The sequence below is a fragment of the Muribacter muris genome (assembly GCF_001038205.1).
Taxonomy (GTDB): domain Bacteria; phylum Pseudomonadota; class Gammaproteobacteria; order Enterobacterales; family Pasteurellaceae; genus Muribacter; species Muribacter muris.
The window spans coordinates 19488-39747 of sequence record NZ_JWIZ01000038.1; the positions used below are offsets into that span (position 1 = coordinate 19488).

Here is a 20260-nt window from a genome sequence, read left to right on the forward strand (position 1 = left end):
AAATATAGGATATTTTTATAATTGCCCCTATATTTCTGATGCAGTTCACAGGCATATCTCAATTTCTTTTCATTACTCTTAAGGGGTCAAAAATGGGTGTATTCGACTATAAAAAATATGGTGCGAAAGAGTCAGCAGAATTAATGACGGTAAGTCATAAATTAGCGGTTTACTCTACATTTGCTTCATACTTCTATTTACCAGCAGCCAAAATGCTTAATGGATTAGGAAACATTTCAGGCAACTGGTTTCCAAATAAAATTGAGATTGCTCCGCCGCCAAAATGGCGTGAGTTAATGCCTTCGGAATTAGGGTTACCGAATAGTAGTAAAGATATTTCGGGTTACTATACGATTGCAAGTACGGTAACAGGCAATAGACCAATTTCTGGTATGGGACCTCAGTCAAAAATCTTTGCTGAGTTTAACGAGCAAGGAAAACCGATTAAGATTGCTTTAGGTTGGGCAGGGACGAATGATTTATTAGATGTAGCCGATTATTTCCATCTCAACTCAGGAAAAATTGCACCTAATATGGAACCGCTGCTAAATGCTATAAAACAATATGGTATCCAAAATGGTTTGAGCGGTGAAGATGTTCTCATTACAGGTTATAGTTCCGGCGGAGCATTCACGAATATTATGGCAAAATATAGTGATAGTCTGGCTGGAGGTTTTTTCAAGAATAGTGATTATATAGGACATGCTTCTCCATTTATTTACGATAATCCTGATGTTATCTTTAATATGGGATTTGAAAATGATGCTGTCTTCCGAATTTTAGGTGATTCGCCGACATTTTCTCAAGCGTTAAAGGAGCTAAAACCTTGGTTAGTTAATCCCGATAAACATTTTAATTCCACTTCAGATAATATCATCCTATTCAATTATAGCTATGCGTCCTTATTTTGGCATCCTAAAGCACTATCTGTTTTAAATATTCCTCAAGGATGGGGGGCTCATTTTAGTGGTGTGATTACCGACGCAACTAAGCGTATTTCCGAATCAAAATTTTATGAATACACTCAGAAGCACAGTAAGATTATTGTTGATGCCTTACCAGCTCTGCCCCGTTTATTTGTATGGGTAAGAGATAAAACGAAAGTAGGTCATAAGGGCTATGGCGATCCTGCGTTTATCATTGGGAATGAACATAACAATTTATTACAAGGTAACAAAGGAGGAGATTATATTGATGCTAAGGGTGGTAATGATAAAATAAAAGTTGGTGCAGGAGCTGATGTTGTTGATGGAGGAGCTGGGATTGATACCCTTATTCTATCTGGACGTAGTAATCAATGGGAAGTTTATCGCCTAGAAGATAAAACACTCTACTTTAATTCAAAGTATCTTGGTTTAAAGGAAGCTTCAAATATTGAAAAAGTTACTTTTGACCGAGATCCACGCAGTAATGCCAAACCTTATGATATAACAGAGTGGGGATTATTTGATCATCGTTATCTGATTAAACATAAAAACAAAGATATTCATTATAAGAGTCATATAGAAGGAACGGATAAATCGGATGAATTAAGTGGTGCTGTTGTATTCGGCAAAGATGGGAATGATATGCTTACTGCAATTGAGCCGGGTAGTTTATTACACGGAGGGAAAGGGAATGATATCCTCATAGGTAAGAATGGAGATGATTATCTATACGGTGCCGAAGGGAATGACATCCTTTACGGTGGTGCTGGCAACAATGTTTTATATGGTGGTATTGGACACGATATTTTCAGCTTTGACGAAAAATCTACAGGTAGAACTGTAATCAAGGATTTTAATAAATATGCCGGAGATATGGATAGCCTATTATTTTCAAAAAGTTTATTTGAATCCTCAAATTCAGTGTATCAGGCAGCACGAAAAATTGGTAAAGATGTACATATTTCTAAGGACAATGTAAATGTAATTTTAGAAGATATCTCTCTTTACGACTTGCATGGGAATGTTGGAATCATTTAAGTATAATTAAATAGTTCGCCTTATAGGCAACTCTATAATGGGTTAAAGTTCTTCTTAGGATAAACTTTAACCCATTTTTATTGGGGCTGAAGTAGATTAGAAATTATGTTAGCCTATAAAAATGAAGATAATCCATTGTAAATTAAAGAAATCTTTACAGAAAAGCTCCTTGGATTTTTTGCACTAGAAGTGACGTCCCGTTCAGCTGCAAATATTCTCGGTATTCAACCTAACTCGGCGATTTTGTTTTACCATAAAATTCGTCAAGCCATCAGCTACCATTTATCCCTTAAAGCAGATGATATTTTTGAGGGAAAAATTGAGCTAGATGAAAGCTATTTTGGTGGTTATCGCAAAGGAAAAAGGGGACGAAGAGCGGCAAGAAAAGTCGTAGTTTATGGCATATTAAAACGACAAAGAAAAGTGTTTACCATTGTCGTTGAAAACACTAAGAGCGAAACGGTACTCCCTGTTATAAAAAGGAAAATTAAGACTGATAGCTGGGCTTATACCGACAATTATCGCAGTTATGATGCTCTTGATGTGAGTGAATTTCATCACGAGCGAATTAATCATTCAGAGATATTTGCAGAACGAGAAAATCACATTAATGGAATTGAAAATTTTTGGAGTCAAACAAAGCGATCTCCTCGAAAATATAATGGAATAAACCAAAAAAACTTTCCTTTGCTTTTGAAGGAATATGAGTTTCGGTTTAATGTTGGGATACCTAAAATACAACTCAGAACTTTGCGAAAATGGCGTGAAATTTAGGGCTAATCTACTTCAGCCCTAAATTTATTAATGCTCTCATTATGATTGAGTCTAAAGAAATTGACACATATGAGTTGGTGGGGTAATCAAACCTTTCAATTATCTTCGTATGCCTGTAGTAAATGTTCTTTTTGTTTTTTACCATTTAATGATAAATCACATTTACTGATAGGAAGCAATAAATACCATTACACCAAAATCACGATTGAAAAAAGTGGTATGAATAATTAATTAAGTTTAATTATTGATTTTGAAGAGAATTTAACAAAGATTAGAGGATTTTCTAAATATCGACGATTGTTTGAGGTGCGTAATGATATTTATTAGCTAACGACGGATGTGTTTTTTCGACTGAATAATTAACCCCAATGTCGATAGGATTTCATTTTGTTTAAAAATAGGGCTTAAAGCCTTTACTATAGGGCTTTAAACCGCTTTCATCACTATTACTCCTATATGACTGTCATTGGAGAGATCAGTAATCAACTAATGATTGTTGATCTGCGCCTTCTTTTTCGACAACTGGTTGGCTCATATGTTCACGTTTCAAACCAAGGTCTAACGCAATTCCGACCGCAATGTAGATGGTGGAGTAAGTACCGAAACCGATCCCGATCAACAATGCCAGCGAGAAGCTGTGCAGGGTTGGACCGCCTAACACATAGAGTGCAATTACGACCACCAATGTTGTGATAGAGGTCATCAAGGTTCGGGAGAGGGTTTGGCTTAATGAAATGTCCACAATCTCAGCAGATTCGGCACGGCGCACTTTCGGGAAGTTTTCACGCACACGGTCAAACACCACGATACTGTCATTCAGTGAGTAGCCGACCACCGAGAGAATGGCTGCCACGAAGGTGAGGTCAATTTCAATTTGCAGTAATGAAAAGACCCCGATAGTTACGATCACATCGTGGAATAACGCAATAACTGCCCCTGCCGCCAAGCGCCATTCAAAACGTAGCCCGACATAGATCAGCAACATTGCTAACGTGGCTAACGTGGCATAAATCGCCCCTTGAGTCAGCTCTTCCCCGACATTTGGTCCGACAAATTCAATACTTTGAATATTGGCGTTGGCGTCCAATTTTTGGTGAATCAGGTTCATCACCGTTGTACCGACATTCATATCCCCTGCGGAAGCCGGCAGGCGAATCATTACGTCTTTTTGGCTGCCAAAGGTTTGCACCGTTGCACTTGGGTAGCCGTTTTCTTCCAATAATTCACGCACTTTACCCAAATCGGCAGGCTGGGAGAAGTTAGTTTCGATCACCGTTCCGCCGGTAAAATCCAATCCCCAGTTAAAGCCTTTGGTGAAAATGGTAAACAGGCAAAAAATTGTGATTAAAATGGAGGAAATATAACCAAATTTGCGATAGCGCATAAAAGGCAGCAAACGGTAAGGGAGTTTGATCTCCACATCTTTTTGGGTTTTTGTATCCATTTGATTGTCCTTAAATCCAAAGTTTTTTCACGCGCTTACCGCCATAGACCCAGTTTACTAGCATACGTGTGCCGGTAATGGCGGTGAACATTGAGACGATAACCCCTAACGCAAGGGTAATGGCAAAGCCTTTTACCGGCCCTGTCCCGACGGCGTATAAAATCAAGGAGACCAATACGGTCGTGAGGTTCGAGTCGAAAATACTGGAAAATGCGCCGTTATAACCTTCGTGAATCGCCTGTTGGATTGAACGCCTGTTGCGTAATTCTTCCTTAATCCGTTCGTAGATCAGTACGTTGGCATCAATCGACATTCCCACCGCTAATACGATACCGGCAATCCCCGGCATTGTGAGCGTTGCACCAGTCAAAGACATCAACCCAACGGTTAAAATCAGGTTCGCAATCAGGGCGGTGCTGGCGAATAGACCGAATACACGATAATAGACCAAGCAGAAGAGAATAGTTAAACCTAAGCCGAGTAAGCCGGCTTCCATTCCCTGTGTAATATTATCTGCACCTAATGATGCGCCGATAGTACGTTCTTCCACGATGACGATAGGCGCAATCAACGCACCGGAACGGAGCAACACGGCGAGGTTTTGCGCTTCCGCCGGGCTGTTAATGCCGGTGATTTGGAAATGGCTACCCAAACGGGAGTTGATCGTCGCCACATTGATTACTTCTTCGTGTTTTTCGAGAATAACTTTGCCGTTGGCATCTCGGCGACCGGAATCTTTAAATTCGCTGTATAAGGTTGCCATTGGTTTGCCGACTGCACTTTTAGTTGCATTTGCCATTAAATCGCCGCCGGCAGCGTCAAGGGTGATGCTGACTTGCGGTAATCCCCGTTCGTCCGTACCGGAGGTGGCATTGATAATATGTTCGCCGCCCAATACTGCCTTACGGAAGAGTACGACCGGATAGCCGCTACGATCCGATTTTAACTCGGAATCTGTCGGCACAATCCCACGGCTTGCCTGCTCGGCATTCGCATTGGTATTGACTAGACGGAATTCTAAGGTTGCCGTTGCACCGAGAATTTCTTTCGCACGGGCGGTATCTTGCACCCCCGGTAGTTCGACTACGATTCGATCAGCTCCTTGACGTTGAATAATCGGTTCGGAAACGCCTAATTCTTCAACACGCTTACGTAAAATGGATAAGTTCTGTTCAATCGCAATATCACGGGATTCCGATAAGCCTTGTACAGACGGTGAGAAGCGTACTAAGGCAGGTTCAATAAAGGCAGCTTCTAGGGTGGTGTGATTGCGGCGAACGTAACGCACCGCTTTTTCGGCGGTTTGCGCATCGGCAAATTCAATTTCCGTGCTGTGATTTTCGCTTTTACGGATCGCTTTATATTGCAGCTTCTCTTTGCGGAAATTGTTGCGTAACGTATCTTGTAGCTGTTCTTGCTGCTTTTGCATTGCGGTGTTCATATCCACTTCCATTAGGAAGCGTACCCCGCCTCGCAAGTCTAAGCCTCGTTTCATCGGCTCGCCGCCGATTGAGGTCAGCCATTGTGGTGTTGCCGGCGCAAGATTGAGTGCTACGGAATAGCCGTCGCCTAATACTTCGGCAATTTTTTCTTTTGCCGGCAGTTGCTGCTCGTCTTTTTCCAAACGAACTAAAATCGAGCCGTTTTCAAGGCTGGCAGCTTTCGGCGTAATATTTAACGTCTTGAGTGCAGATTGAACTTGGGTGAGCGTATCTGCGGACGCTTGTTGTCCTCGTGTGCCTGAAATTTGCACGGAAGGATCTTCACCATATAAATTTGGAAGGGCGTATAAAGCACCAATGGCGATCACGAAGATCACCATTAGGTTCTTCCAAAGCGGGAAACGGTTTAACACAATAAGTCCCCTGTCTTAACGGAAAGAATTAAAGAGATTTGAGTGAACCTTTTGGTAACACTGCCACAACGAAATCACGTTTGATTGTTACTTCGGTCGTATCGTTTAATGCAATAACGATATTGTCATTGTCTGCGGCGACTTTGCTAATTTTGCCGATTAAACCACCGCTTGTCAGCACTTCATCACCTTTTGAGAGGCTGGCAAGTAACTCACGTTGTTGTTTTTGGCGTTTTGCCTGCGGGCGATAGATCATAAAATAGAAAATCAAACCGAAAACAACCAAAATAAAGATCATTTCCATTCCGCTGCCTTGTTGCATATAAAGCTCCTAAAATCAATAAGTTATTACATTCTTTTAACATTATCCTACAAAGGATAACATCAAATAAAATTACCGTTTCTAAACAGAAAAACGAGCAATAAAATAGCACAAAATCCCTCGTTTAACGAGCAGAAATTGATAACAATCACAGATCCGCTCTGTTCGGCAAGCATTTTGCATATAGAATGACACATATTGTTACGTTTATACTTAAATTCAACCATAAAGGATAAAAAATGAAAAATTTTTCCGTACAAGCGGTGCTTTTCGGTCTCTTTTTTGCAAACAGCGTGTTTGCCCACAATGTGCAACTCAATGCGCCCTTACCGAGTGCAAAGGTAATCAAAGACGGTGAATTGATGATTGAGGATAAAGAAATTATCTATAAGCCGTGGTCGTCCGCTCAATTGAGAGGCAAAGTGCGGGTGGTGCATCATCTTGCCGGCAGAAGCAGTGTGAAAGAGAAAAACCAACCTTTGATGGCGGCAATTAAAGCCGCGGGTTTTAACCGTAATCACTACCAAACCACCACCATTATCAACGCTGACGATGCGGTTATCGCCACCGGTTTATTTGTGAAAAACAGTGCGGAAGACGGTAAACGCCAAAATCCACATTCGCAAGTCATTCTCGACCAAAGCAGCCAAGTAAAAAAGGCGTGGCAGCTCAAAGCGAAAGAGAGTTTTATCGCCGTATTGGATAAGCAAGGCAAGGTGCAATTTGTTGCTGAGGGGAAACTGTCTGCCGATCAAACCAAGCAGGTTATTGAGCTAGTCAAACAGTTGCTCAACAATTAAAAAATGCGGGCGTTGAAAACTCACCGCCCGTGATAATTAACAAAAAATCCCGCTAATCCGACCGCTTGTCGTCAGTGGTATCGGGCTTTTCGTCTTCCGCTTTTTCATTTTCGTCCAATTTTGCCATTGCACCCTGAATTGTATGCTGAACATCGAGGGAAATCAGCCCACGCAACAGATCCTCAGTTGCTTGAATTTTTTCCACAACAGCATTGCCCTGCTCATCAAAATAACCCTGTGCTTTTAAGCTGGTACTGAACGTCGAAAAGAGTGCCTTATCGAAAAATTCAGGGGCGTTAATGCCGTGTAATACGGAAAGGCGTTGAGCGATAGAACGACTCTCTTTTTCCAACGCGTTGCGCTCAATCTGCGGTTGCTCCATTAAGATACTCAAGCTGATATAGTAACGTTGCAACAACTCTTTCACACTGGCGGCGTGAAGTTGTAATGTTCTGATCCGTTGGCGATTGATGACGAACATTCCGCTCTCGTTTTTAATCAGATTTTGACGGCAGAATTCGACTAAAATCGCCTCAATATGCGTACGCACTTGTTCGGCTTCAAAATGCATAAATAGCTCGGCTTTCAAGAACGGGTAAATGCGTTGTACGCTTTGTAAGATCAAATCTTTTGACACTGCTTCGTGATGCAGCACAATATTTGCCACCAAAGACGGCAAGACAAAGAGGTGCTGAATATTATTGCGATAGTAAGTCATCAACACTGCCGAATGGCGTTCCAATCGAATAATCTCGCCGAAGTTATCTTTTTCCGAGATCACGCCGGAACGTGGGAGTTGAATGACGTGATCCAGCATTGTTTCGGCACTGTCGTTCGGCAGCGTAATGTCCGCCGTATAAGGCACATTCCGAAAGAGTTGAAGATAGCTTTCCACCTGTTCTAACAACTGCTCTCGTGTCAGCGAGCGTTGGCGGGAAGCCAGTAGCACCGAGCCGATAAGATTTTTCGCATTTACCGCCGCTGCATTATTGATATGGATCATCACCTGTTTGGCAATGGATTCAACCGCACCGTTCAACCATTTTGGACGGGCATTATCACTTTCCGCCTCTTTCCATTCCGGAAAATGCTGATTGAGGTAGTGGTTAAGCGAAATGGGTTCACCGAAATTCACATAGCCTTGCCCTAAGTTACGCAATTTTTTAATCACCCGCAACACTAAGCCAGCATTCTCTTTCTCCTTTTCTGCCCCCCGTAGCTCTTTGGCGTAGGTGTCCACCTCTAAAACGTGTTCATAGCCGATATAGACCGGCACAATGCTAATCGGGCGTTTCAGCCCACGCTGCAAGGCTTGGAGGGTCATCGACATCATTCCGGTTTTCGGTTCGAGCAAACGGCCGGTGCGTGAACGTCCGCCCTCGATAAAATATTCCACCGAATAGCCACGGTAAAACAATTCCGCCAAATATTCACGGAAAATGGTGGAGTATAAGCGATTGCCTTTAAAGGTTCGGCGTAGGAAAAACGCACCCCAACTTCTAAAAATCGGGCCGGCAGGCCAGAAATTCAGGTTAATGCCCGCCGCAATGTGTGGTGGCACTAAGCCTTGATGATATAAAATGTAAGACAATAACAAATAGTCCATATGGCTACGGTGGCACGGCACATAGACCAGCTCGTGTCCCTCCAGCGCTAATTTACGCACCCGTTCGGCATATTGTACATTGATGCCCTGATAGAGTTTATTCCAGAGCCAGCTCAGCACTCGGTCGGCGGTACGCAAGCTCTCGTGGCGCACATTAGCGGCAATTTCATCTAGGATTTTTTCTGCGGCTTTGCGGGCTTTTTCCGGCGAGCTTTTTGGTTTTTGTGCCTCGTCCTCAATTGCAGCTAAAATCTCCGGTGATTGTAATAATTTATTGAACATTGCTTGACGATCCGGCAGACGAGGACCGGTTGCAGAATAACGCTGCTTGGCAAAGTGCATTTTTGCCACACGGGCTAATTTTTGGGCGATACCTTTATCCGCACCGTATTTTGCAACCATATAGCGTAAAGAGACCGCTTGTGAGAAGCGGACGAAATTATCTCGCCCGAACCAAATCATTGTGATGACACGTTGAAACAGCCCTAACAAACGTAACACCGGTAACCCTTTCTCTTTCCCCGGCGCTCTACCCCATAACACCGACACAGGCACAACTTGAATATCCAACTGGTCATCAAGGCGGTTAAGATCGAGATAACGGTAAAAAATCGATTCCGTTTCGCTTTTTACCCCTTTGGATTTAAAAAAGCGGCGACCTTCGTCCAAAAAGACAAAACGTGGCAGGCTTTGCCCCTGAATTTCATTATGTTCAAGGGGATCGGGTAAACCCTGAGCCAAGCAATTTTTTTGCAGAATAAGTAAATCCGTCTGCGAGGTATAGGGCAGCACATAGACTATCGGCTGCTCCCGTTTTAGCCCCAATTCCTCAATCGGATCGGTTGGGATTGCCCGTGATTTGACTAACAACGAAAGCGGTAAATTTAACGCTTTACGGTAGATATTCAACAAGGTGGACATTTTAGAAATCCTTTTTGAATAATTATGGTTGAATTTGCCGATTTTAGCATAAATTTATGGAATAAATCCCAATTTGTTAGTTACAAATGCGTTTTTACTGTATATAATACCAAAAATTTCTGTATATAAAGACAGTGAGGTAATTATGGCTCGTCAGCACCTGACAGCACGTCAGCAAGAGATTTTCGATCTTGTCAAACATCATATTGAAACGACCGGAATGCCGCCGACACGGGTTGAAATTGCGCGTGAAATCGGTTTTAAATCCCCAAATGCCGCCGAGGAACACCTCAAGGCACTTGCCCGCAAAGGCTATATTGAAATGCTTTCCGGCACTTCTCGAGGCATACGGATTTTAGTCGATACCGATGCCGCTAATGATGACGAAGGCTTGCCGTTAATCGGCAGAGTTGCCGCCGGTACGCCGATTGAGGCGATAGAGCATATTGAAGATCACTATCCGGTTAAAGGGGAAATGTTTAATCCGGCTGCCGATTATTTACTGAGAGTAAACGGCAATTCAATGGAAAATATCGGCATTTTAGACGGCGATTTGCTCGCTGTGCATAAAACTAACGTCGCCCGTAATGGACAAGTGGTCGTGGCTCGTGTAGATGATGAAGTAACGGTCAAACGGTTAGAGAAAAAAGGCGGCTTGGTCTATCTGCACCCTGAAAATGACGAGCTAAGCACTATTGTTGTCGATCCGGAAGTCTCTTTTATTGAGATTGAAGGCATTGCGGTAGGTGTGATCCGTAGTAACGCTTGGATGTAGCCCTGAAAGCGATTTCTAATTTGTCAGAAAGCACTCTAAAAATGACTGCTTGAAATGTTATTTCGCCGCTATAATAGGTATTTCTTATCGCAAGCGGTCAATTATCATTTATTTTTTACAAATCCCGATTGAAAACCGTCGTAGAAAGCCCCAAAATAGCGGTTTCTTTTTTACTAGGAATAACAGGGCAAATATGAACATAGCAGAATTTCATCAAGCAATCGAAAGTGTGTGGGAGCGGATTGAGGAAGAATTGGATAGACAGGGGTGTGATGTCGATTGCGAAGTGCAAGGGGCGGTGATGACACTCACCTTTGACGATGATTCGCAAATTGTGATCAACAAGCAAGAAGCAATGCTTGAGTTATGGCTGGCGAGTAAACTCGGCGGTTTCCATTTTGCCTATCGGGACGGTGAATGGCTTTCGGCGGAAAACTGCTCTTTTTGGCAACATTTAGAAGAGGCAATGGCACGCCACGGGGAAACGGTTTCCTTTAGCTAATGGCGTTTTCCGCATTACTTGATCCCAAAGCGGTACTGCAAAACGTTTTTGGCTACCAATCTTTCAGGCAAGGTCAATCGGAAGTGATTGATGCTGTGCTAGCAGGTCAAGATTGCTTGGTGATTATGACAACAGGGGGCGGAAAATCCCTCTGTTATCAAGTGCCTGCACTTTGCTTGCCGGGGCTGACCTTGGTAATTTCGCCGTTGATTTCGTTGATGAAAGATCAGGTAGATCAACTGCTTGCCAATGGTGTCGAAGCGGGTTACCTCAATTCCAGCCAAAGCCTTGAAGAACAGCAACGGATTGAACAGAGAGCGATTTCAGGTCAGTTGAAGCTGCTTTATCTCTCGCCTGAAAAAGTAATGACCCATAGCTTTTTTCAGTTGGTGTCTCACTGCCATATTAGTTTAATTGCGGTCGATGAAGCCCACTGCGTTTCACAATGGGGCCACGATTTCCGCCCTGAATATACACTGCTGGGCGGTTTGCGAAAAACCTTTCCCAACATACCGCTTGTGGCACTAACAGCGACGGCGGATCCGACCACAAGGGCGGATATTATCCAACATTTACAGTTGCAAAATCCCCATTGTTACTTGGGCAGTTTTGATCGCCCTAACATTCGCTACACCATTCAGGAAAAATTTAAGCCGATGGAGCAGCTGATTAAATTTCTCCAAAGCCAACAGGGCAAGAGCGGTATTATCTATTGCAATAGCCGTAAAAAAGTAGAAGAGATCAGCGAAAAACTTGCAACACGCCGCTTTGCCGTGATGGGTTATCACGCCGGAATGACGGTTGGACAGCGAGAGACCGTCCAAAATGCGTTCCAACGAGATAATATTCAAATTGTGGTTGCCACCGTGGCTTTTGGAATGGGGATCAACAAGTCGAACGTGCGTTTCGTGGTACATTTTGATTTACCCCGCAGTATTGAAGCCTATTATCAAGAAACAGGGCGAGCGGGACGGGACGATCTACCGTCCGAGGCGGTGCTTTTTTACGATCCGAGCGATTACGGCTGGCTGCATAAGGTTTTACTTGAAAAGCCCGAAACGGAGCAACGCCAAATTGAGCAACATAAATTACAGGCGATCGGCGCTTTTGCCGAATCTCAAACTTGCAGACGCTTGGTTTTACTCAACTATTTCGGCGAATCTCGCCAAAAACCGTGTGAAAACTGCGATATTTGCTTAAACCCACCGAAAAAATATGACGGCTTAATTGATGCGCAAAAAGTGATGTCGGTGATTTACCGCACCGGACAGCGATTTGGGCTACACCATATTGTTGCGGTATTACGCGGATTAAATCACCAAAAAATCCGTGAATTACAGCACGATCAACTCTCTGTTTACGGTATCGGCAACGAAAAATCGGCGGAATATTGGATCAGTGTGATCCGTCAGCTCATTCATCTCGGCTTAATTAACCAAAATATTGTTAATTATTCCGCCTTACAATTAACGGAAAAAGCACGTCCCGTGTTACGTTCGGAAATTGTCCTTGAACTTGCCCAGCCACGCCTTGCTCTGTCCGGTACAGCCTATCTACAAAAACAGCAATCGGCAAAACGTTACGATAAAGATCTGTTTGCCCGCCTGCGTTTTCTGCGTAAGCAGATTGCCGATAAAGAGAATATTCCGCCTTATGTGGTATTTAACGATGCGACCTTGCAGGAAATGGCTGAATTTTTGCCGACAACGGCAGCGGAAATGCTGGACATTAATGGGGTCGGCGAGCGTAAATTGGAACGGTTCGGCGGTGCATTTTTATCCCTAATTCAAGAACATCAACGAGCTCGGCAGTAACAAGCGGTCGGTTGTAGCGCATTTTCGGCATATGTAGCCAAATGCACAAAATAGATATTTACATATAGGGAAAATAGTTGGTAAAAAGTGTATTAAAGTTTTATAGTAATAGGATTTTAAGCTCTATTTTTAAAATGAGACAAAAACGTACTTTTACCGATATTTGTCAATACAGTAGTATGGTATTCAAAATAATCTTCAGTGCTATAAATGCTTTCATTGTAATAAAACACTTACCTTTTAAAAAATGAAATACTTCCGACATTGGAGCTGATTATTTAGTCGGAAAACAAATACATAAGCTATTAGCTAATAAATATTATTGTACACCTCAAACAATTCGTCGATATTTAGAAAGCTCCTAAAGCTTTATTAAATTCCCCTTAAAATCAATAATTAAGCTGAATTATTCATACCACTTTTTTCATTATGATTTTGGTGTAATCGTATTTATTGACAGTTTCTCAACAAACGTGATTTATTATCAAATGGCAAAAAAATCAAAAAGGATGTTTACTACAAGAAAGCAATCAATGACTTTTGATAGCAGACGTGAAAGGTTTGATGGCTCCGCTAACTTAAATGTGTCAATTTTATTTAGCTCCCATCATAATGAGAGCATTAAGAAATAAGGAAAAGCATCAATCTTATGTAGGAGAGAATTGAAAACAATGATACAAACACTAAGAATACGTTCAAACAGTGAATGTTATTTACAATTCATTATTGGAAAATAAAGCATTAATAATTTTTAAATGAGGGCTAGGAGAAATTGAATGAGTTTGGTTATTTACCCTGTAAATATCGTCATATTGAAGTACCTATGCAAGTCTAAAACGTTATATGGGTATATCTTATGTATGAGAAATCTCTTAAATTAAATAAAAAAGACAGTAAGGATAGAAAGGTTGTTCAAAGCAGCAAAGATATATTACGTCCAAATAGTGGCTTAATAAGAGAATGTAAGGAATTATTTTTTCAAGGGATTTTAAATAAAAGAGTTGATGGAAATTACTAAAAATAATCATTACTAAATTTTTGTTCCAGCTACCTAAATTTGATATTTCCCTTTATCGCCAATATCAAAATGCAGCGGCATTCGCCATTTTTTAAAGGTCAAAATGGCGAGTAAAATGAATGCGGTAATGCGAAAAAGATCGATAAAGAGGTCGGCTTGCGTTATCAATGACACCCATAACAACGCAAAGATGAGCGGTTGAAAATTTAAGCCCGTGATGCGAAAGCAGAAATACTCTTTATAGCATAGCCCGCCGATCACTAAGAAAGCCGCACCGAGTGCCACTTCGGGTAAGCCGAAAATGTGGCACAGTAAACCGCCCCACATTACAAATTGGAATAACAACCGGAAGGATTTAAGGTAAAGATGCAGTGAAGAAGCCAGCATCACGCCGCTCACCAAAAAACCTAATTGGGCAATTTCAGGGGTGTATTTGAGCCAAAATAACATTGCCAGTGCGACGGTTAAGCCACTACGATACAGGATCACCGTGAGAATATCCCAGAGATCCATTGGGGATTGAATATGCGGATCAGCCATTATCTTGCCCTGTGAGAGAGATAAATTGTTGCTCGGTCAGCACCTTAACCCCTAATTCTTCCGCTTTAGCTAATTTTGAACCTGCTTTTTCGCCGGCAATCAGAAAATCCGTTTTGCTAGAAACGCTGCCCGATACTTTGCACCCCAGCCCTTGCAAAATAGCTTTGGCTTGATCCCGTGTTAGCTGTGTGAGCGTGCCGGTTAGCACAACAGTTTTATCTTTTAACGGATTATCCGCAATCTCTTGTTTCACCACCGTTTGCCATTGTACCCCTTGATTGATCAGATCCGTAACAACTTCAACGTTGTGCGGTTCTTGCCAGAATTGGAAGATACGGTTCGCCACCACTTCGCCGACATCTTGCACCTGCTGTAAGCTATCAAGATCTGCTTGGCGAATGGCTTCTAATGTGCCGAAATGGTTGGCGAGATTTTGCGCAGTCGTTTCGCCGACATCACGGATACCTAAGGCAAACAAGAAGCGGGCGAGAGTGGTGTTTTTTGCTTTTTCGATGCTCTGTAACGCATTGTGAGCGGATTTTTCCCCCATTCTGTCTAAACGCATTAAGGTTGTCTGATCGAGCTTGAACAGATCGGCAGGAGTATGCACTAGCTCACGGGTCATCAGTTGCTCGATCAGTTTTTCACCTACGCCGTCAATATCCATTGCTTTACGGGACACAAAATGCTTTAACGCCTCTTTGCGTTGTGCCGCGCAAAACAGCCCGCCGGTACAACGGGCAACGGCTTCGCCTTCTACCCGTCTAATTGCCGATTGGCAGACCGGACAAGCGGTCGGAAAATGGATTTTTTTTGCATTACTTGGGCGGCGTTCTGCTACCACGCCGACGACTTGCGGAATTACATCGCCGGCACGGCGGATAATAACCGTATCTCCGATCGCAATGCCGAGCCGTTCGATTTCATCGCCGTTGTGAAGTGTTGCGTTACTGACGGTTACACCGGCGACAAATACCGGCTCTAGCTTGGCAACCGGTGTGATCGCCCCGGTTCTGCCGACCTGAAATTCCACATCTTTGAGCAAGGTCATCTCTTCTTGAGCAGGGAATTTGTAGGCGATCGCCCAACGGGGGGCACGGGAAACGAAACCAAGTTTTTCCTGTAATGCAATGTCGTTGATTTTTAGCACGGTGCCGTCAATGTCGTAACCTAATTGGCTACGTTTTGCCTGAATATCGTGGTAGAATTGCAACAGCGCAGCTTTGCCTTTGGCTAACCGAATTTCCGGATTGATCGGAATACCAAGATCTGCCAGCCATTCTAGGCGGGCAAAATGGGTGTCTGGCAGCGGTTGCTCGCTTTCATAAATGCCGATGCCGTACGCATTCAGCACTAATGGGCGTTGGCGGGTAATTTTCGGGTCAAGCTGTCGGAGTGAGCCTGCCGCTGCGTTGCGAGGATTGGCAAAGGTTTTTTCCCCTTTTTGTAGGGCGTTTTCGTTAAGTTGTTCAAAGCCTTTTTGACGCATAAAAACTTCGCCCCGCACTTCTAAACGGGCTGGCGGTGTGTCGGTATGCAATTTGAGCGGCACGTTGCGAATGGTGCGGATATTGGCGGTAACGTCTTCGCCCGTTGTGCCGTCCCCACGGGTTGCCGCACGGGTTAGAAGCCCGTTCTCATATAAAATGCTCACGGCTAAGCCGTCCAGTTTCGGTTCGCAGCAGAAAGCCAGATCATCGGCATTGACGGATTGACGATCTTCAATACGGCGTAAAAAGCCCTCCAAATCATCATCGGAAAAAGCATTGTCTAACGAGAGCATTGGGATTTCGTGGGTTACTTCAGCGAAACCGTCTAAAATTTTGCCGCCGACCCGCTGGGTTGGGGAATCTGGTGTGATCAACTCGGGGTGCTGCCATTCAAGACTTTTGAGCTGGTTCATTAAACGATCATATTCGGCATCCGGCACGAGCGGGTTATCCAAAACGTGATAATGATGTTCGTAGCTGCGGAGTGTTTTGCGTAATTGTTCGATTTCAATTTGGACTGACATTGTCATTTTCTCGATAAAAAAGACCGCTTGCAAGCGGTCAGATTAGGTTAAAACGTTGCAAATTACTGCTGTGATACCCTTAATAAATACTGCTGGCGGGCATTATCGTCAAACAGTTGGTGTTGATCGGTGAGTACGATACCGTTCATTGCACGGGCAAAGGTTTCAACGGAACGGATCATTGAGCGTAAATTGACTAAATCATTGCCGCTACCGGACGGTAACTGCATAAAGAAAACCAAGCCGACCGTGCTGAATTGGCTGATTTTGTCCAGATCGAAAATGCCCGGCTGCATCATATTGGCAACGCTAAAAAGCACAGGGCTGTTGGCGTTGTCTAAATGGCGGTGGAAAATTTGGTATTGACCGTATTGGAAACCAAGTGCTTCCAACTGCTGCACGATGTTCTCGCCATAGAATGGCGGCTGACCGTCTTGAGCCACCACATAGAGCGTAATCAAGCCGTTTTCAATCGGTTGAGCGGCAGGGGCTGGCTCGGCGTTTAACGGCTGCTCAATATTCGGAGTCGGTTCGGCAACGACCGGTTCACTGTATGCTGGTTCGGCGTAGTGCATTTTCGGCTCGGGTGTTGCAGAAAACGGCGTTTGTACGGGCGCTTGCGCATCGGATAAACGGATTTTAATATTTTTGACATCTTGCTCGACTTGCTGCTGCACCTGCTGTTCGGCAATGGCTTGGTCGTTCGGATAGGTTGCTTGAAAAGCACCATTTTGCGGCTGAAGGCTTGCCGGAATATCCGTTTGCGAGCTATGGCTGATCGGGGTTGAAGGCGGTCGAGTAGAGAAGGTGTTGGAAAATACCCGAGATTTTTCACGGCGTGCAGACCAAAGGCTGTAGCCGATTAAAATCGCAATCAGCAATCCTGCTAAAATAAAGAAAAGAATATGATTGTCCATTTTGCCCTCTTTAGCTGAAATAATAATGAAATTTACACTTTCGCACTTTGCGAAAAAGTCTCGCATAGCTTACCATATTTCCGTTGAAAATTTTAATTTTTAAGGTTTGATTGATGTCTTCTCCGTTTGCTACCCCTGAAAGCCAAGCCAGTGCCGGCTTTCACTATTTTATCTACGGCTGGCGATTGATTTTGCAACGCAAACTAATGCCTTTTGTCGTGTTCCCGATTGCGATCAACGCTGTGTTAATGATCGGGCTGATTTGGCTCTTTTTTGCCCATATCGGTGGTTTGCTCGACAGCCTGCTGCCGTCGTGGTTGGAATGGTTAAGCGTGATTTTAATCCCATTGATTTTCTTAATGATTTTGGTTGCGTTTTACTTTGCATTTACCACCCTTGCCAATTTCATTGCCGCCCCTTTTAATGCGTTGCTCGCAGAAAAAGTCGAGCAGCAACTAACGGGGGAAACGCTGACAGACACCGGGTTTGGCGAGCTACTTAAAGATGTACCGAGAATGCTAAAACGGGAATGGCAAAAAATGTGGTATAGCTTTCCTCGCTTAATTGCCCTATTTTTATTGGGATTTATGCCGGTGGTCGGGCAAAGTATTGTGCCGGTTTTAACCTTTATTTTTGGTGCTTGGCTATTGGCGATCCAGTATTGCGATTATCCTTTCGATAATCATAAAATCAGTTTTGCCCGTATGCGCAATGCCCTTGCCCAGCAACGTGTGATGAATTTTACGTTTGGGGCGTTGGTCAGCCTGTTTACAATGTTGCCCTTTGTCAATCTAGTGGTAATGCCCGTTGCCGTATGCGGTGCAACGGCAATGTGGGTGAAAGAATATCGCCGTTTTTTCCTTGGAGAATCGTCAGATGAGTTTGGTGGCGGATCTTCCGGTTCAACTTTAATCATCAGTAACAAAAAACCGAGCGGAAATCAGTTGGTGGAACGATAATTTTTTAGGGTTTAAAGGCTTTCAAGATTGAAAGCCTTTTTATTTACTTGAATACAGACATCAGTCGTTTTTTACACAAAATAGTTTGCGTTTTTTTGTTCAATCTATTATATTGCATACAAATGAATACAAAAAATGACAAATAAGTTCAAATAATTATGGCAACTAATCGAATCCCTGTGAGCGTCCGAATTAGCCAAGACGATGCGAATTTTATTGCGGGTTTACAGTTAGAGGGTGCACATACCCCATCAGAGAAAATCCGTGAGTTATTAACGCAGGCACGGCTTGCCTATACTCAGCCGCAAAATTATCAATCGGCATTAAAGCAGGCGGAGCAATTTTTGCAAAATGCGAAGCACGATGTATTACAAGCGGAGAAACGGCTTGGCGTACATTCACATATTTTAGCCCGTTTGTTTGAATTATTGCCGGATTTAACGGCAACATTGGCTGTCAATCTGGACGATAACATCACACTAGACGGCTTGAAGCAATACGAACAAGAGATAATGTGGCGAATTGTACGTTTAATGGACAGTATCTTGCAGTTGGCAGTGATTGGCAAAGGTTCGGCTTATGACGATAAGGTGCTTAACCAATTAGAGAATACATTGAAATTGGCACATATTATTACTGACACCCAGCAAAAACAGGAGGCATTATGAGCGAAACATTAGCACGGCGGGTCGGGCGTTTAATCAGCGGTGGGTTTCACGCCGTGATAGATGCGGCGGAAAATCTCGCACCGGAAGCGGTAATGAATGAGAATATCCGAGAAGTTGAACAGGCGATTGAGAGTGTGCGTAGCGAGTTGGGTAAAGTCTTGGTACAAAAGCACCTCACAACAAAAAAACTGCTGGATGAAAATAACCGCCATACGCTCTTGGCGGACACCATTCAGACGACATTAAAGGCAGGGCGAGATGATTTAGCCGAAACAGGCATTGCAGAGCAAATGGATATCGAAGCACGTTTGCCGATCTTGGAAAATAGTCTAAGTGATTGTGCAACTCAAGAAAAGGAGCTAGAGCGTTTTATTGTTGCGTTACAAGCCAAACGCCGAGAAATGCAAAATGCTATCCAAGAATGGAAGCAGAGCCAGAAACAAGCGGTTACACACGAAGCAATATCTGCAAATAAGCTCAATCAAATCAACCGTGAGACCGAGCGAAGCCATAATGCGTTTGAACGCATTTTAAAGCGTCAAACAGGTATGGGACTAAATCCGAGTGATACGGCACAGTTAGCCAAATTAAAAGAGTTGGAAGAATTAAACCGAAGCCAACAAATAAAAGCACGCTTGGCACAGTTAAAAGCCGCCGATATGATTTAGGAAGTGCCTATGTGGGAACTTATTTTTGTACCGCAAACCCAAATTTTCGGCATTGCAATAATGGTAATGTTGCTGTTGGGGATATTGGAAGTAATCAGCCTTTTATTAGGTGGGAGCAACGATTGGTTGGATAATCTACTGCCGGATAGTTTAGCGGATCATATCCACCCCGATGTTGCTTTGGATACGGCAGATGCCGGATTATTTATTCGCTTTTTAAGCTGGCTTTATATCGGCAAACTGCCTTTATTGATGCTAATGGTACTCTTTTTTGCCTTATTCGGTATTGTTGGGTATAGCCTACAAGCGTTGATTTATGCGCTATTTGGGGGGTATCTGAATATGTGGCTGGCAGCGCTGTTAAGTTGGGGGCTTTGCCTACCGCTTGTTCGCTGGAGCGCAGGTGGTTTATACCGCATAATGCCAAAAGATGAGACAACCGCTATCGATGTGGATAGTTTAATCGGAGCAGTCGCAACGGTTGTACTCGGTACGGCAACATCAGGTTCGCCGGCACAGGCAAGGGTGAAAGATAAATATCAGCAACAGCACTATATTTTGGTTGAACCCGATGATGACGGTGAGCTGACGCAAGGCGACTCTATTTTAGGGGCTGTACTAGATAACTAGGGAAATCTAATTTCAGGTTAGAATAATCCCTATGAGAAGAAGTCGTTTAAGTCAGTACAAGCAAAACAA

Annotated in this window: 17 protein-coding genes and 1 pseudogene; 11 read left to right on the forward strand and 7 right to left on the reverse strand. The window is 43.4% G+C overall.

The features are described from left to right. Window positions 1-92: 92 nt before the first annotated feature. Both RO21_RS06835 and RO21_RS06840 read left to right on the forward strand, forming a co-directional pair. Window positions 93-1964, forward strand: coding sequence for a calcium-binding protein (locus RO21_RS06835; protein ID WP_047977055.1), 1872 nt, complete (start codon window positions 93-95; stop codon window positions 1962-1964). A 121-nt stretch (window positions 1965-2085) separates the two neighbouring features. Next, window positions 2086-2738 (forward strand): annotated as a pseudogene (locus RO21_RS06840) (IS1595 family transposase). A gap of 475 nt (window positions 2739-3213) precedes the next feature. Here RO21_RS06840 and secF read toward each other — a convergent pair. Genes secF through yajC form a run of 3 tightly spaced genes read right to left on the reverse strand, consistent with a single transcriptional unit; the run spans window position 3214 to window position 6359 of the window. Continuing rightward, window positions 3214-4182 carry a protein translocase subunit SecF gene (secF, locus tag RO21_RS06845; RefSeq protein ID WP_047977057.1) on the reverse strand — a complete coding sequence of 323 codons (969 nt, stop codon included), beginning with the start codon at window positions 4180-4182 and terminating at the stop codon, window positions 3214-3216. A 10-nt stretch (window positions 4183-4192) separates the two neighbouring features. Further along, on the reverse strand, window positions 4193-6037 hold the full coding sequence (gene secD, locus RO21_RS06850; RefSeq protein ID WP_084724267.1) for a protein translocase subunit SecD: 1845 nt from the start codon (window positions 6035-6037) through the stop codon (window positions 4193-4195). A gap of 28 nt (window positions 6038-6065) precedes the next feature. Next, the gene (gene yajC, locus RO21_RS06855; protein WP_047977059.1) at window positions 6066-6359 is read right to left on the reverse strand and encodes a preprotein translocase subunit YajC; all 294 of its coding nucleotides are present in this window, start codon (window positions 6357-6359) and stop codon (window positions 6066-6068) included. Window positions 6360-6598: 239 nt separating this feature from the next. On the opposite strand from yajC, the gene RO21_RS06860 reads away from it, so the two are divergent. Beyond that, on the forward strand, window positions 6599-7159 hold the full coding sequence (locus RO21_RS06860) for a YtfJ family protein (RefSeq protein ID WP_047977060.1): 561 nt from the start codon (window positions 6599-6601) through the stop codon (window positions 7157-7159). A 52-nt stretch (window positions 7160-7211) separates the two neighbouring features. On the opposite strand, the gene plsB is transcribed toward RO21_RS06860, so the two are convergent. Continuing rightward, window positions 7212-9686 carry a glycerol-3-phosphate 1-O-acyltransferase PlsB gene (plsB, locus tag RO21_RS06865; protein WP_047977061.1) on the reverse strand — a complete coding sequence of 825 codons (2475 nt, stop codon included), beginning with the start codon at window positions 9684-9686 and terminating at the stop codon, window positions 7212-7214. Window positions 9687-9831: 145 nt separating this feature from the next. Between plsB and lexA the strand changes: the two genes are divergently transcribed. The 4 genes from lexA (at window position 9832) to RO21_RS13445 (ending at window position 13795) form a co-directional block, all read left to right on the forward strand. Beyond that, on the forward strand, window positions 9832-10461 hold the full coding sequence (gene lexA / locus RO21_RS06870) for a transcriptional repressor LexA (protein WP_047977062.1): 630 nt from the start codon (window positions 9832-9834) through the stop codon (window positions 10459-10461). Window positions 10462-10654: 193 nt separating this feature from the next. Next, a complete protein-coding gene (cyaY, locus tag RO21_RS06875) occupies window positions 10655-10963 on the forward strand; it encodes an iron donor protein CyaY (RefSeq protein WP_047977063.1) in 309 nt (102 codons plus the stop codon). After that, window positions 10963-12777 carry an ATP-dependent DNA helicase RecQ gene (gene recQ / locus RO21_RS06880; protein ID WP_047977064.1) on the forward strand — a complete coding sequence of 605 codons (1815 nt, stop codon included), beginning with the start codon at window positions 10963-10965 and terminating at the stop codon, window positions 12775-12777. The genes cyaY and recQ overlap by 1 nt, the downstream gene beginning before the upstream one ends. 856 nt (window positions 12778-13633) lie before the next feature. After that, entirely contained in the window at window positions 13634-13795 is a 162-nt protein-coding gene (locus RO21_RS13445) for a hypothetical protein (RefSeq protein WP_241482444.1), read from the forward strand. Window positions 13796-13828: 33 nt separating this feature from the next. Here RO21_RS13445 and RO21_RS06885 read toward each other — a convergent pair whose 3' ends face one another. From RO21_RS06885 to zipA, 3 genes are all read right to left on the reverse strand, one after another. Then, window positions 13829-14335: a DUF2301 domain-containing membrane protein gene (locus tag RO21_RS06885; RefSeq protein WP_047977065.1), complete on the reverse strand. Its 507-nt coding sequence runs from the start codon at window positions 14333-14335 to the stop codon at window positions 13829-13831. Beyond that, window positions 14328-16349, reverse strand: coding sequence for an NAD-dependent DNA ligase LigA (gene ligA, locus RO21_RS06890; RefSeq protein WP_420911990.1), 2022 nt, complete (start codon window positions 16347-16349; stop codon window positions 14328-14330). The genes RO21_RS06885 and ligA overlap by 8 nt, the downstream gene beginning before the upstream one ends. A gap of 62 nt (window positions 16350-16411) precedes the next feature. After that, window positions 16412-17266 (reverse strand): cell division protein ZipA, encoded by an 855-nt coding sequence (zipA, locus tag RO21_RS06895; protein WP_047977067.1) that lies wholly within the window; start codon window positions 17264-17266, stop codon window positions 16412-16414. Window positions 17267-17379: 113 nt separating this feature from the next. Here zipA and cysZ point away from each other — a divergent pair, with 113 nt between their 5' ends. The 4 genes from cysZ (at window position 17380) to RO21_RS06915 (ending at window position 20191) form a co-directional block, all read left to right on the forward strand. After that, a complete protein-coding gene (cysZ, locus tag RO21_RS06900; RefSeq protein ID WP_047977068.1) occupies window positions 17380-18225 on the forward strand; it encodes a sulfate transporter CysZ in 846 nt (281 codons plus the stop codon). A 179-nt stretch (window positions 18226-18404) separates the two neighbouring features. Continuing rightward, window positions 18405-18893 (forward strand): hypothetical protein, encoded by a 489-nt coding sequence (locus RO21_RS06905; RefSeq protein ID WP_206539769.1) that lies wholly within the window; start codon window positions 18405-18407, stop codon window positions 18891-18893. Beyond that, window positions 18890-19561 carry a PspA/IM30 family protein gene (locus RO21_RS06910; protein ID WP_047977070.1) on the forward strand — a complete coding sequence of 224 codons (672 nt, stop codon included), beginning with the start codon at window positions 18890-18892 and terminating at the stop codon, window positions 19559-19561. The genes RO21_RS06905 and RO21_RS06910 overlap by 4 nt, the downstream gene beginning before the upstream one ends. Before the next feature lie 9 nt (window positions 19562-19570). After that, window positions 19571-20191 (forward strand): YqiJ family protein, encoded by a 621-nt coding sequence (locus tag RO21_RS06915; RefSeq protein WP_047977071.1) that lies wholly within the window; start codon window positions 19571-19573, stop codon window positions 20189-20191. The last annotated feature ends 69 nt before the right edge of the window (window positions 20192-20260 follow it).

What these genes read in the sequence shown, in the direction of transcription:
- RO21_RS13445 (WP_241482444.1), top strand. Translation starts at nt 13,634, where the DNA reads ATGTATGAGAAATCTCTTAAATTAAATAAAAAAGACAGTAAGGATAGA.
- secF (WP_047977057.1), bottom strand. Translation starts at nt 4,182, where the DNA reads ATGGATACAAAAACCCAAAAAGATGTGGAGATCAAACTCCCTTACCGT.
- cysZ (WP_047977068.1), top strand. Translation starts at nt 17,380, where the DNA reads ATGTCTTCTCCGTTTGCTACCCCTGAAAGCCAAGCCAGTGCCGGCTTT.
- plsB (WP_047977061.1), bottom strand. Translation starts at nt 9,686, where the DNA reads ATGTCCACCTTGTTGAATATCTACCGTAAAGCGTTAAATTTACCGCTT.
- zipA (WP_047977067.1), bottom strand. Translation starts at nt 17,266, where the DNA reads ATGGACAATCATATTCTTTTCTTTATTTTAGCAGGATTGCTGATTGCG.
- recQ (WP_047977064.1), top strand. Translation starts at nt 10,963, where the DNA reads ATGGCGTTTTCCGCATTACTTGATCCCAAAGCGGTACTGCAAAACGTT.
- RO21_RS06835 (WP_047977055.1), top strand. Translation starts at nt 93, where the DNA reads ATGGGTGTATTCGACTATAAAAAATATGGTGCGAAAGAGTCAGCAGAA.
- cyaY (WP_047977063.1), top strand. Translation starts at nt 10,655, where the DNA reads ATGAACATAGCAGAATTTCATCAAGCAATCGAAAGTGTGTGGGAGCGG.
- ligA (WP_420911990.1), bottom strand. Translation starts at nt 16,349, where the DNA reads ATGTCAGTCCAAATTGAAATCGAACAATTACGCAAAACACTCCGCAGC.
- yajC (WP_047977059.1), bottom strand. Translation starts at nt 6,359, where the DNA reads ATGCAACAAGGCAGCGGAATGGAAATGATCTTTATTTTGGTTGTTTTC.
- RO21_RS06910 (WP_047977070.1), top strand. Translation starts at nt 18,890, where the DNA reads ATGAGCGAAACATTAGCACGGCGGGTCGGGCGTTTAATCAGCGGTGGG.
- RO21_RS06860 (WP_047977060.1), top strand. Translation starts at nt 6,599, where the DNA reads ATGAAAAATTTTTCCGTACAAGCGGTGCTTTTCGGTCTCTTTTTTGCA.
- lexA (WP_047977062.1), top strand. Translation starts at nt 9,832, where the DNA reads ATGGCTCGTCAGCACCTGACAGCACGTCAGCAAGAGATTTTCGATCTT.
- RO21_RS06885 (WP_047977065.1), bottom strand. Translation starts at nt 14,335, where the DNA reads ATGGCTGATCCGCATATTCAATCCCCAATGGATCTCTGGGATATTCTC.
- RO21_RS06915 (WP_047977071.1), top strand. Translation starts at nt 19,571, where the DNA reads ATGTGGGAACTTATTTTTGTACCGCAAACCCAAATTTTCGGCATTGCA.